The sequence below is a fragment of the Tractidigestivibacter scatoligenes genome (assembly GCF_001494635.1).
Lineage (GTDB): Bacteria > Actinomycetota > Coriobacteriia > Coriobacteriales > Atopobiaceae > Tractidigestivibacter > Tractidigestivibacter scatoligenes.
On record NZ_LOJF01000011.1, the window covers coordinates 163,419 to 176,015 of the forward strand.

At 64.7% G+C, this 12,597-nt stretch carries 9 protein-coding genes and 1 tRNA gene; 1 reads left to right on the forward strand and 9 read right to left on the reverse strand.

The annotated features are described in order from the left end of the window. The first annotated feature begins 20 nt into the window (after positions 1–20). A complete protein-coding gene (locus tag AUL39_RS09375) occupies positions 21–1,262 on the forward strand; it encodes a glycosyltransferase family 4 protein (protein ID WP_059055619.1) in 1,242 nt (413 codons plus the stop codon). Positions 1,263–1,500: 238 nt separating this feature from the next. Here the strand turns inward: AUL39_RS09375 and rplT are convergent, their stop codons facing one another. From rplT to secD, 9 genes are all read right to left on the reverse strand, one after another. After that, the gene (gene rplT / locus AUL39_RS09380; RefSeq protein ID WP_032111611.1) at positions 1,501–1,866 is read right to left on the reverse strand and encodes a 50S ribosomal protein L20; all 366 of its coding nucleotides are present in this window, start codon (positions 1,864–1,866) and stop codon (positions 1,501–1,503) included. A gap of 46 nt (positions 1,867–1,912) precedes the next feature. Then, a complete protein-coding gene (gene rpmI, locus AUL39_RS09385; RefSeq protein ID WP_032111610.1) occupies positions 1,913–2,110 on the reverse strand; it encodes a 50S ribosomal protein L35 in 198 nt (65 codons plus the stop codon). 1 nt (position 2,111) lies between these two features. Then, complete coding sequence (gene infC, locus AUL39_RS09390; RefSeq protein WP_059055621.1) at positions 2,112–2,729, reverse strand: translation initiation factor IF-3; 618 nt, start codon at positions 2,727–2,729, stop codon at positions 2,112–2,114. A 252-nt stretch (positions 2,730–2,981) separates the two neighbouring features. Then, positions 2,982–3,067: transfer RNA gene (locus AUL39_RS09395), tRNA-Leu, on the reverse strand. Between the two features lie 345 nt (positions 3,068–3,412). Then, positions 3,413–4,090 carry an MBL fold metallo-hydrolase gene (locus AUL39_RS09400; protein ID WP_059055623.1) on the reverse strand — a complete coding sequence of 226 codons (678 nt, stop codon included), beginning with the start codon at positions 4,088–4,090 and terminating at the stop codon, positions 3,413–3,415. 2 nt (positions 4,091–4,092) lie between these two features. After that, positions 4,093–6,612 carry a RelA/SpoT family protein gene (locus AUL39_RS09405; protein ID WP_059055625.1) on the reverse strand — a complete coding sequence of 840 codons (2,520 nt, stop codon included), beginning with the start codon at positions 6,610–6,612 and terminating at the stop codon, positions 4,093–4,095. Positions 6,613–6,624: 12 nt separating this feature from the next. Next, entirely contained in the window at positions 6,625–9,969 is a 3,345-nt protein-coding gene (gene recJ / locus AUL39_RS09410) for a single-stranded-DNA-specific exonuclease RecJ (protein WP_059055626.1), read from the reverse strand. 1 nt (position 9,970) lies between these two features. Continuing rightward, positions 9,971–10,954, reverse strand: coding sequence for a protein translocase subunit SecF (gene secF, locus AUL39_RS09415; protein WP_059055628.1), 984 nt, complete (start codon positions 10,952–10,954; stop codon positions 9,971–9,973). After that, positions 10,947–12,482 (reverse strand): protein translocase subunit SecD, encoded by a 1,536-nt coding sequence (secD, locus tag AUL39_RS09420; protein WP_059055629.1) that lies wholly within the window; start codon positions 12,480–12,482, stop codon positions 10,947–10,949. The genes secF and secD overlap by 8 nt, the downstream gene beginning before the upstream one ends. Between the last annotated feature and the right edge of the window lie 115 nt (positions 12,483–12,597).

Consider the following 12,597-nt stretch of genomic DNA (forward strand, 5'->3'; position numbering starts at 1 on the left):
GCAAGAGGAGGTGTCAAACGGTGCCCAGATACTGGCTGTCGTTTCTCTGCCTGTTTGCCGCTTCTCTCGCCTGTGCGCTCGCCGTCACACCCCTCGCCAGAAAGTTTGCCATCCGCGTTGGGGCAGTCGACTACCCCAACAAGCGACGGGTGAACAAGACTCCCATACCACGCATGGGCGGCATTGCTATTTTTGCGGGCATCGTGGCTGCGTTTGTGGTGCAGTACATTGGCACGACTTACTTTGGCTGGCCGGTTGTTCTCGTGCCGTCTCCGCGTCTCACCGTTAACTACTGGATGCTGGTCCTTGCGTTTGTCATCATCTTCACAACCGGCATGCTTGACGACAAATTCACCCTCACTCCTCGCACAAAGCTCCTTGGGCAGGTGCTTGCCGCCACAATAGCGGCGATGGGCGGCCTGGTCATTGGCGTTATTGCCAACCCCTTTGCGCCCGGCGAGTTTATTGAGCTTGGCTGGCTCACCTACCCCGTGACCATCATCTACCTGGTTGCCTACGTAAATATCATCAACCTCATTGACGGCTTAGACGGGCTTGCCGCGGGAATCTCGTGCATCGCCAGCGTAACCATGTTCGTGCTCTCGATCTGGGCAGGTCGCCTGGACGCCGCGGCACTCGCTTGCGCCATCGCCGGGTCCACGCTTGGCTTTCTCCACTACAACTTCCATCCGGCAAGCATCTTCATGGGAGACTCCGGCTCGCTTACGCTGGGGTTTGCGCTGGGCACCATCTCGCTTCTCTCGGTGACGAGAATCGCAGGCCTCACCACAATCATCGTGCCGCTGGTTATCGCGGGAATCCCCATCATCGACACGTTCTCCGCCATTGTCAGGCGTACCCGCGCGCACGTGAGCGTGGGCAGGGCGGACCGTGGGCACATTCATCACCGCCTACTTGCAGAGGGCTTTGACCAGAAGCAAGCCGTGCTCGTGGTGTATGCCTGGACTGCGCTCCTCTGCGCCGGCGCGCTTGTCATGACGCAGGTGACCACGATTCCGCGAATCTGCATCTTCCTGGTGCTGCTGGTGGCATCTGGGGCCTTTGCAAACCACTTGCACCTCTTCGAGCCCGTCCTGCGCCACCACAAGGATCCTCGCACGGGTGACGACGAGCTCGTGGGGCCAGATGACCCCGCCTTTGCCGAGGAGTCCGAGAAGGCCCGCGAGCGCCGCGAAGAGAGGCGAGAGGAGCTTCTCGGCATCCGGACGGAGAGCAAGGACAAGGGCGAGAAGCACCAGTAGGCCCCGGCGGCCGGGATGACCGCAGCTACATATTCGGACCCGAACCTGTGACGCGCGAAGGCCGCAACACGTTCGAACGACGAATGTGTTGCGTCGTTCTCGCCATGCCCGGAACGGGATTCATTTCCCGGGCAACGGAATCCCACTGCCCGGAAAGAAAATCCCACCCACGAAAAAGCGGCACCGGGAAATCCCGATGCCGCCGCAAAGGCAAAGCTACAGCCCAGATTGCCGCGCGCTACTCAGCGTCAGCAAGGGCCTTCTTGGCAACGTTGGCAAGGTCGGCGAAGGCCTTCTCGTCGCTGTAGGCGATCTCGGCGAGGACCTTGCGGTCCAGCTCGACGCCGGCAAGCTTGAGGCCGTGCATGAAGGTGCTGTAGGAGAGGTCGTTCATGCGGGCGGCAGCGTTGATGCGCTGAATCCACAGGCTGCGGAAGTCGCGCTTCTTGTTGCGACGGTCACGGTACTGGTACTGGCCGGAGTGCTGGGCCTGCTCCTTCATGCCACGGAAGGTGCGGGAGGAAGTTCCGTAATAGCCCTTGGTACGCTCGACCAGGGTCTGACGCTTCTTGCGGCCGGCGACTGCGCGCTTGACTCGAGACATATCTAATCAACTCCTCGTTGAGGGAAAATCGGGACGCGCGAAGCGCCTACTTGGAACCCATGCGCTGGGAGACAACCTTGACGTCGCTGGGGGCGAGCTCGGCCTCCTTGCGGAAGTTGCGGATGCGCTTCTGGGACTTCTTGGACAGGATGTGGCTCTTGAACGCCTTGGCGCGCATGATCTTGCCGGTACCGGTGCGACGGAAGCGCTTTGCCGTACCCTTGTGCGTCTTCATCTTGGGCATGTTACTTCTCCTTCTTCTCGCTCGTGTCTTCGTCGCCCTCGGGCGTTACATCGAACGCGCCCTTGATGGGGGCGATGAGCATGTGCATGTTGCGACCCTCCATGAGGGGCTGCTGCTCGACGGTGGCCCAAGGCTTGAGATCCTCGGCAAGACGGTCGAGCACGATGCGTCCCTGCTCGGGGTGAGCCATCTCACGACCGCGGAACATAATCGTGATCTTGACCTTGGCCCCCTTCTTGAGGAAGCGCATCACGTGGGCCTTCTTGGTCTCGTAATCGCCCACGTCGATCTTGGGACGGAACTTCATCTCCTTGACCTCGACGCGCGCCTGGTTCTTGCGCGCAGCCTTGGCCTTGCGATCCTGCTCGTACTTGTACTTGCTGTAGTCGAGCACCTTGCATACCGGAGGGTTCGCGTTGGGCGCGATCTCCACGAGGTCAAGCCCCTGCTCCTGCGCAATGCGCAGGGCGTCACGCACGCCAAACAGGCCCAGCTGCGAGCCATCGACGCCAATGAGGCGGCACGTGCGTGAGGTGATTTCCCCGTTGACGCGAGGACCATCGTTCCTGGCTATCTCTCTACACCTTCCTCTCTCTGCGGCGCCTAGCGCCGCGAACAAAAATAACTCCCGATGACACACAGCCGTCGGGAGACAAGGGCCACCCATGCCTGGGGGGGGAGAAATCTTTGTCTGACCAGACAGCTGCCGCGTGGGCGCCGTTCAGGTGGGGGCGAGAAGCCCCGCTTAGCATGTTCACGCAGGTGCGATAATACCGCAGCATTCCGGCTGACGCAACTACCAATTTGCGAGACGTGCGTCTCCACCGAGACAACACGCCACTGCCCGTCGCCGAGAAGCGCTGAGAGCAACTGGTGCCCGAGGTGGGGGTCGAACCCACACGAGGTTTCCCTCAGAGGTTTTTGAGACCTCCGCGTCTGCCATTCCGCCACTCGGGCGCACCGTACGCACCAGAGAACTATACCAGATGCAGCGGGAATGGTTGGCGTCTTACGGGAGGGGCGAGAGAACCGTGGCCCGGTAACCCCGGTAACTTGGCGACCTGGCTCGACGAGTGGGCGCGGATTCCGGACGGTTAAGTCGGTCTAACCGGCGAAATACCGCGTCTTCCGAACTGTTCCGCGGATTCCGAACGGTTAACCCAATCTAAACGTTCGGATTTTTCCTAAACAGCGTAATCCCGCGTCATTCGCGGGGCGGGATTGAGTTGCCCGGCAATGGAATCCGGATTGAGTTGCCGGGCAATGGAATCCCGCTGCCCGGCAAAAAAGTTGCATGCCGCGCTAGCGCACGAAGGGGTTGCTCGCCAGCTCCTCGGCCATCGTGGTGGCCGGACCGTGTCCGCAGAGAAGCACCGTCTGTGGCGCGATCTCGCGGCCCATACGTGCAAGCGAACGGCACATGGCGTCCGGGTCGCCGCCGGCAAGGTCGGTGCGACCGCACGACCCCGGGAAGAGTGTGTCGCCCACAAAGGCAATCCCTTCCGCCGTGCCCTCCCCCACCAGGCAGATGCCGCCCGGCGTGTGGCCGGGAGTCTCCATCACGCGGAAACGTGCTGTGCCCACCGCAAGGACGTCGCCCTCGGCAAGCAGGCGAGAAGGCTCGGGCGCATCGTCATCGTAGGCAATGCCGGAGCCTGAATACGCCGGGTCGCCAGCATGCTCGGCCATCTCGGCGTCGGCCGCCGCAAGCGCGAAGGGCGCACCCGTCGCCGAGACAAGCGCCGCCACGCCGCCCACGTGGTCGCCGTGGCCGTGGGTTGCCGCCACGCACACGACCTTCTCGCCAGCAAGTGCCGCTGCCACGCGCGCACCGGCAGCTCCGGGGTCTACGACTAACGCCTCGCCGGCAGAGACGTAGGCGTAGCAGTTGGTCTGGATGGGCCCCACGACAAAGACGCGCACCACGTCGCCGGCGTCTGACGCCGCAAAGGACCCCGCATCGCGAAAGTAGCTCCTCATGGCTACACCCGCTGCTTCATCTGGTTGGCGCCTTCGCCGGGCATGATGCGGCGCGCGTCGTAGACCGAAGGCACGCGCGAGACGCTGGCGAGAAGCGCGTCCAAGAGGCTCGCGTCCGAGATGGCCACGATGAAGCGCAGGCGGGCGATGCCCTGCTTGCCCGTCTGCGTCGCCGCGGAGAGGATGTTGCCGCCTGCGTCGCCAATGGCGATGGTGATGTCCTTGAGGAGCCCCATGCGGTCCGTGGCCTCGACCACGATCTCGACCCTGAACTCGGTGGCGCCGGAGGTGTCCCACTCCACAGGGATCATGCGCTCGGGGTGGTTCATGAGGTCGCGAACGTTGGGGCAGTTGGCGCGGTGCACAGACACGCCGCGGCCGCGCGTCACAAAGCCCACGATGTCGTCGCCGGCCACGGGGTTGCAGCAGTGCGCGAGGTGGACGAGAAGGTCGGCGTCGCCCTTCACGACCACGCCGCAGTTGCTGCGGCGCCTGGCCCCCTTGGCAGTCTGCGTGATGGCGTAGGACTGCATGAGGGGCTTGTTCTCCTTGATGGCTTCCTCGCGTGCAGCCTGGCGCTCAGCCTCCTTGCGCGCGGCCTCGAGCTGCTCGGGCGAGCCCTCCTCGAGGATCTCCTCGATGCGGTTGGCCACCTGCTTGGCCGAGACCTTGCCTGTGCCAATGCCGGCAAAGAGGTCGTCGGGCGTGCGGTAGTCGAACTGAGGGTACACGCGGTCGATGGCCTTGACCGTACGCTGCGTAGAGATGCCGTAGCCACGGCGGCGCAGCTCGTGGGCGAGCTCGCTTCTGCCCTGCTCGGCGTCATCCGCGCGCGTCTCAACCGAGAAGTACTTGCGGATCTTGGCGCGGGCCGAGGGCGTGACCACGATGTTCATCCAGTCGCGACTGGGCTTGGCGTTCTTGTTGGTGAGGACCTCTACGCGGTCGCCCATGTTGAGCTTGTAGGTGAGCGGCACAACCGAACCGTTGACCTTGGCGCCCACGCAGTGGTTGCCCACCTCGGTGTGGACGGCGTAGGCAAAGTCGAGCGGCGTGGAGTCGCGGCGCAGGCTCATGACCTCGCCCTTTGGCGTGAAGACAAAGATTTCGTGCTCAAAGAGGTCCACGCGAAGGTTGTTCAGGAACTCATGCGGGTCGTCTATGTCGTCCTCGACGGCCCAGTCAAGGCTCCTGCGGATCCAGTTGATGGTGGAGTCGATCGAGCGGTCCTCGGCGGACATCTTGCCCTTGGAGTTGCCGGCCTTCTTGTAGAGCCAGTGGGCGGCGACGCCGTACTCGGAGGCTTCGTGCATCTCGACCGTGCGAATCTGGATCTCGATGGGCTTGCCGTCTGGGCCCACCACCGTGGTGTGGAGCGACTGGTAGAGGTTGGCTTTTGGCGTGGCGATGTAGTCCTTGAAGCGGCCGGGCATGGGGTGCCACAGCGTGTGGACGGCACCAAGCGCCGAATAGCAGTCCCCCACCGTCTGCGTGATGATGCGCAGGGCGATAAGGTCGTAGATGTCCGAGAAGTCCCGGCCCTTGCGGGTCATCTTCTGGTAGATGGACCAGAGGTGCTTGGGGCGGCCGGTGATCTGGTAGTTCTTGAGGCCCACGCGCTTGAGCTCGTCGTCCAGGGTCTTGATGGCAGCCTCGGTGTCGTCCTCGCGCTGGGCGCGCGAGTCCTGCACCATACGCGCCACGCGCTGGTACTCCTCGGGCTCGAGCCAGAAGAACGCCAGGTCCTCAAGCTCCCACTTTATGGACGAGATGCCCAGGCGATCGGCGAGAGGTGCGTAGACGTCCATGGTCTCGCGCGCCTTGAAGAGGCGGCGGTCTGGCGGCAGCGCCGCCAGGGTGCGCATGTTGTGCAGGCGGTCCGCAAGCTTGATGATGACCACGCGAATGTCCTTGGACATGGCGAGGAACATCTTGCGCAGATTGAGGGCCTGCTTCTCGTCCATCGAGGTCACCTTGATGGACGTGAGCTTGGTGACGCCGTCCACCAGCTCGGCCACGGTCTCACCAAAGAGGTCCGAGATCTGCGTGAGCGTGGCCGGGGTGTCCTCCACCGTGTCGTGTAGGAGCGCGGCACAGATGGTGTCCTCGTCCATGTGGAGGTCCTCGCAGAGGATGAGGGCCACCTCGACGGGGTGGTTGATGTAGGGCTCGCCCGAGCGGCGGCGCTGGTCACGGTGGTAGTCGGCCGCAAAGTGGTAGGAGCGGTCGATCTTTGCCCACTCCTCGTCATCGAGATAGGCACGCGCGGCCTCCTCGAGCACGCGGAAGTTGGCCGCGTCGGGGACCGCAGGCTTCTTGGCGGGTACCGGGGTTGGAGCCGCGGGGGCCGCGGCCGCAGGGGCCGCCGGGGCCTCTACTGGGACAGCTGGTGCCACGGGGGCAGCAGGGCCCACGGGGGCAGGCGATGCCTCGCCAGCAGGCACCGGAGCCTTGGCTCCTTCCGCAGGCGTCGCAACCAGTGCGTCCTGGGCCTTCTCGGCCATCGTGCCGTCGTCGCCCATGGTCCCCTCCTCCTATTCGCCCACGCGAACGCCAAAGTCGGGCGCAATGGGCCTGTTTATCGCAGAGAGCAATTCTTCCTCAGTACATGAGAGTACCCATTCGCCAAACTCGCCGCACGCCTCGCGCTCGCGAATGCCCTCGAGGTAGCGGGCAGAACCCTCGAGATCCACGTGGCCTGGGTTTGTCGCCATGGTAATAAGCCGCGCATCCCCAAAGCCCGCAAGCGAGAGCAGACCCAGCTCCGAGAAGACCTGGATGCCGCAGGAGACGGCGCCCTCGGTGAGCGGACGGCCCTTCACCGTCGCCATGGTCGCAAGCTGAGAGTCGTGCGCCGAGAAGGACGCCTGCCCCACGCTTGCGGCACCCTTGGAGATGCCACGCAGTGCCCGGTAGAGGGCGGCAAGCTCGTCTCGCGTGGGCGCCACCTGGTCGAGGATGCGCTGCGAAGAGACAAGGTCACGCTGGCCAAAGAGCAGGTGCACGCAGGCGCTGTTCCCGTCTCGCCCGGCGCGGCCGCTCATCTGGTTGAACTCCACGCGCCCCAGCGGCATGTCGTAGAGCACCACGTTGCGCACGTTGGGGATGTTCACGCCCTCGCCAAAGGCGCTGGTCGAGACGATGCAGGAGAGCTCGCCCGTGCGGAAGGCGCGCTCGACGTGGGTACGGTCCGCGCGCGGAAGGCCGGCGTTGTAGAAAGCGACCTTAGGAGCAAGCTCCGGTACCTGATGACGCAGCAGCCTGGCCAGCGTCACCGAGCGCGCGCGAGAGTTGACGTAGGCGATGCACTTCTCGCCCTGGGCCACAATCGAGACGAGCGCTGCGTCGCGGTCACGCAACCCGCGGCAGTCATCCAGGCGGAGGTTGTCTCGCACGGAGGGGTCCACGATTACGTCCTGGGCGTCAATGCCGCAGAGGTCGCAGACGTCGTGGGCGACCTCTGGCGAGGCCGTGGCCGTGACGGCGAGGACGGTAGGCTCGCCGAGCACTGCACGAACGCGGGGCAGGTCGCGATAGGCGTCGCGCGGCCCCGAGCCGGCTGGAGAGCTGTGGTGCGCCTCGTCCACCACAAGGAAGCCCACGCGCCTGGAGCGTGCGAAGTCGTCCACGTGGATAGCCAGGTACTCGGGCGTGGTGAGGACGATGTCCACCTGGCCGGACGCCAGGGCCTTGTAGACGCGGGTGCGCTCGTCCGCGGGTGTCTCGCCCGTGAGCACCGCCACGCCCACGCCGAGAGGTGCAAGCTCGTCGGCGAGGTGGTGCGCCTGGTCGGCCACAAGCGCGCGCAGCGGGTACACAAAGACGCTGGCACGGTGCTGAGCGAGTGCCGTGCGCGCTGCGTGGACGTGGAAGACGAGAGACTTGCCGCGCCCCGTGGCCATCACGCAGAGGGTGGAGCGGCCTGCCTCAAGGCGCGAGAGGGCCTCCTGCTGAGCGGGAAGGAGCGGATTCTCGCCGATGAGGGCATGAGCCAGACTTTTCGTGAGGGAGTCGTAGCTCTGGGACGAGGCAGCGGGTGTCCGCGCCGCGGGAGGCTCATCCGGCGCACAGGGCGGCACGGCGCACGGAGCGGCGGTTCCCTCCTCGGCGCCCCCCTCGCGAGCAAAGAGCTCGTCCACAAAGCTGGGACCAGAGGGCTTCTCGTCCCCACCGTCACGGTAGAGTATGTCCTTGACCATGAGCTTGGGCTTTGTGCGTCCCTGCCAGGTCTCGTCGACAGCCTCGAAGACAAGGTCTACCACGCTGTCCGTAGCGCAGGCGCGCGGGCAGTCCGGCACGCGGAACATGATGGCGGGAACGCAAGAGATACCGTCTGTGGCAAGGAAGCGCAGGTGGGCGCCATCGGCACCAACACGCGAGCGGTTCTTCATGGTGACGCCGCGCACGGCGAAGAGAGGCTTCTTGTTGCCCTGGCCGAAGGGCTGCAGCGCCTCGAGCGATGCAATAGAGGAGACGGTGAGCTCGGAGAGACGCACGACCGCCGTGACCTCACCGCGCGACTCAAACTCTTCTGCGGGGAGGGCATCAAGCACGGACTCCAGGCGGTCGCGGAACTCGTCAAGACGCGACGCTTCGCAGGTCACGCCCACGGCACCGGCGTGACCGCCAAAGCGGACGAGCAGGTCAGAGCACTGCTCGACCGCACGGAATAGGTCAACCGAGCCAACCGAGCGACCGGACCCGCGCGCAATGCCATCCTGGATGGTGAAGAGGATTGCGGGCACGTGGTAGCGGTTCACGATGCGGCTTGCCACGATGCCCTTGACGCCCTCGTGCCAGCCCTCGCCGCCAACAACAATCACGCGGCCACCGTGCCAGGTGGCGGCCACCTTCGCGAGCGCCTCCTCGGTGAGGGTAGACTCTATCTCGCGGCGCTGCCTGTTGATGTCCTCGAGCTGCCCCGCAAGCACCGGTGCCTGGGCGGGGTCGCTCGTCATGAGCAGGTCGATTGCCACGTCGGTGGTGCCCATGCGACCGGCCGCGTTGAGGCGCGGGATGATCGAGAAAGGCAGAGAGTCCGCGGTGACCTCAGAGATATCCTGACCCGCGCAGGCCGCAAGGGCCACCAGGCCGGGACGCGAGGTCCTTCTCAGCCGCTCTATACCGTCGGCGACGATGGCGCGGTTCTCGGGCGAAAGCTGCATCATGTCCGAGAGGGTGCCCAGGGCGGCGACGTCGGTGTAAGAGCGCCAGACGTCCGGCTTCCCCAAGCGCTGGCCCAGCGCCGCCAAGAGCTTGAGCGCCACGCCCGCGCCCGCAAGATCGCGAGAGGGACCGTCCGCCGCGAGCTTGGGGTCCGTCACGGGAACGCCCTGGGGCACAAGGTCTGCCGGCTCGTGGTGGTCGGTCACAACCACGTCGATGCCCTGCTCGCGGAGCCAGTCGACCTCGTGCTCGGCAGCGATGCCGTTGTCGACGGTCACGATGAGATCGGGCTTGCCGTCTGCCAGCACGCGGTCGAGTGCCGCCTTGGTGAGGCCGTAGCCCTCGCCAAAGCGATGCGGGATGTAGGCGCGGGCGCGCCCGCCCAGTTCGCGCAGGCCCAGCGCGAGGATACAGGTGGAGCTCATGCCATCCACGTCGAAGTCGCCAAAGACGGCGATGTCCTCCCCCGCCCTCACTGCGCGCTCGACGCGGTCTGCCGCCTCGGCCATGCCAGGGATGATGAGAGGATCTGCCCAGTCACGCTCGAGCGAGGGGGTGAGGAATGCACGGGCCGCCTCAACGTTGGTAAAGCCACGGGCAGCAAGGACCCGCGCCACCAGCGGTGGCACGCCCAGAGCGTCAGCGAGAGACGCCTCGGCGCGCGGATCCGCGTCGAGGACATCCCAGCGTCGACTGTCAAGCAGGCCGGGCACGCTAGACTTCCTTGGGCTCGTTCTTCTCGGCGTCGCCAGCGGGGGCTGCCGCAACCTTGGCTGCACTGCCGTACTTTGCCTCGAGCTTGGCCCACTTGGGCTCGCGCGTCTTCCAGATTGCCAGCAGCGGGGATGCCACGGCGAAGCTCGAGTAGGTGCCCAGGATTTCGCCGACGAGGATAGCGAAGGCGAAGTCCTTGAGCGTGGCGCCGCCGATGGCCAGCATGCAGATAACCGGCACGAGCGTCACGATCGTGGTGTTGATGGTACGGACGATGACCTCGTTGATCGAGAAGTTGCAGATCTCGAAGTAGGTGTGGTGCACGCCGTCGCGGAGCTGCTTGGCATTCTCGTTCATGCGGTTGAACTCGACCACGGTGTCGTAGAGCGAGTAGCCCATGATGGTGAGCAGTGCGGCAATGACGTTGGGCGAGATGTCGATCTGGAACCAGGCATAGACGCCCAGCGTGATCACGAGGTCGTGGATGAGCGCGATCACGGCCGTGATGGACATCTTGAACTCGTAGCGGAACGAGACATAGGCGATGATGAGGAGAATGGCCACGCCAAACGCCATGAGCGAGGAGCGAGTGGTGTCGGCGCCCCAGTCGGGGCCGATGGTCGTGACGGTGTAGTTGTCGCTCGTGAGGCCCAGGGACTCGGCGGCCGCCTGCGCGTGAGCGTTTGCGGTGGTGGGGTCGGTAGTGTCGGAGCGAACGAGGAAGCCCGCCTCGCCCTGCGTGGTGGTGGTCTGGACGGTGGCTGTGCCCTCATCCGTTGCCGCGAGGGCGTCACGCATCTGCTCGATGGTGATATTGCCCGTCTGGTAGAAGTCTATCTCGGTGCCACCCGTGAACTCGATGCCAAAGACCAGGCCGCGCACGGCGAGGCCCACGATGGAGAGAATCACGAGGATGCACGAGAGCATGAGGAACTGCTTGCGGTGGCCAATGAACGAGATCTCGTGGGAGAAGTGGCTACGCACGAGCCTCACCCCCCTTCGCGGACGAGGCGGGCACCTTGGCGCCCCTCGCCTTCTGAGCCTCCTGGGACCTGCGCTCTGCCTCGGCGATATCCTGGTCGACGCCCCAGAAGCCGGGGTGCGACGGGATGACATGGGCGGCGAGGAGCCGGAGCGTGGGCGCCTTGAAGCCGAACATGGTCACGATGTCGCAGGCGACGCCGAGCGCCAGCGTGAGGCCAAAGCCCTTGACGGTGCCGGTGCCCACGAAGAAGAGCGCAAGCGCGGTGACGAGGGTCACGATGTCGGCGTCAAGCGAGGTCATGATGCCGTGACGCGCGCCCGAGACGGAGGCGTTCTTGACGGTACGACCCATACGGATCTCCTCGCGGAAGCGCTCGAGCACCAGGATCGAGGAGTCTGCAGCGGATCCCGTGGTGAGAACCATGCCCGCGAGTCCCGGCAGCGACAGCGAGAACATGCCGTAGTGCGAGAGGATGGCGAGAAGCCCCAGGTAGAGAATAGCGAAGACCACCAGTGAGCCAAGTGTGAGGAGCCCCAGGCCGCGATAGAAGAAGAACAGGTAGACGATTACGATGGCTACACCGATGACAAGGGCGAGAATGCCCTGGTTGAGCGAGTCCTGGCCGAGCGTGGGGCCAACCACGCGGCTCTCGGAGTAGTTGAGGCTAACCGGCAGCGAGCCGGAGTCGAGCACTGTCTTGAGCTCCTGGGCAGCGTCGCTCGTGAAGTTGCCGGTGATGGAGACCTTGCCGCCAGAAATCTCCTCCTGCACGGCGGGAGCGGACTGCACCACGCCGTCGAGCACGATGCAGATCTGGCCGTTGGTGGGAGCGAGCTCCTTAGTCACCTGGTCAAAGATGTCAGCACCCTCGGAGTTGAAGGTGATGTTCACCGCATAGGTGCCCACAGAGGTCGAGGACTGAGCGACGGAGGTTGACTCGATGTAGGAGCCGTCGAGGAAGGCGGTGTAGGTACCCTGTTCAAGCGTCACGTTGGAGGCGCCGGCCTCAATCTTCGCGAGAGCGTCCGCGTCACCGATGTCGTCGAGGCGGACGAACTCAAGGTGGCCGGTCTGGCCGATGGTCTGGACCGCAGAGTCCGCGTCCGTGGCGCCGGGAATCTGGACCAGGATCGAGTTGGTACCCTGGATCTGCACGGTTGCCTCGGAGGCGCCCAGCGTGTTGACGCGCTTCTCGACGATGGTCTTGGCGGTGTTCATCTCATCTGCGGTGGGTGCGGAGCCATCCTGCTTGGAGGCGGTGAGAATCACCGAGACGCCACCCTGGATGTCAAGGCCAGTGGTGATGCGCTCGCCGAGCGGAGTGAAGCAGAAGATGCATGCCACGCAGACGACAGCCGTCACCACAATCGTGGAGACGTAGCGGCGCACGGTTGGGTTCATGCGGCGGCGCTTGGTGCGTGCAGGGCGAGCTGAGCGGGCGCCCTTCGAGCCGCGGGATTTCGACTCGGTAGCGTTCCACCGGTCGAGGCCTGTTTTGGGGGCCTCGCGGTCTTGCTTTTGGGCCATGTGCAAACCTTCCGTTTTTCGGCAAACATGCCGTCCGGGTGCGGGAGACGCCCGGCTGTGGTTGTTTTCCGAAGCCATTATAGGGTTTGCCCCGCAACGACGCTGAGTGGGCCTT

Excerpts from the sequence above, each read along its gene's own strand:
- rplT (WP_032111611.1), bottom strand. The coding sequence starts at position 1,866 with ATGTCTCGAGTCAAGCGCGCAGTCGCCGGCCGCAAGAAGCGTCAGACC.
- rpmI (WP_032111610.1), bottom strand. The coding sequence starts at position 2,110 with ATGCCCAAGATGAAGACGCACAAGGGTACGGCAAAGCGCTTCCGTCGC.
- AUL39_RS09400 (WP_059055623.1), bottom strand. The coding sequence starts at position 4,090 with ATGAGGAGCTACTTTCGCGATGCGGGGTCCTTTGCGGCGTCAGACGCC.
- AUL39_RS09405 (WP_059055625.1), bottom strand. The coding sequence starts at position 6,612 with ATGGGCGACGACGGCACGATGGCCGAGAAGGCCCAGGACGCACTGGTT.
- secD (WP_059055629.1), bottom strand. The coding sequence starts at position 12,482 with ATGGCCCAAAAGCAAGACCGCGAGGCCCCCAAAACAGGCCTCGACCGG.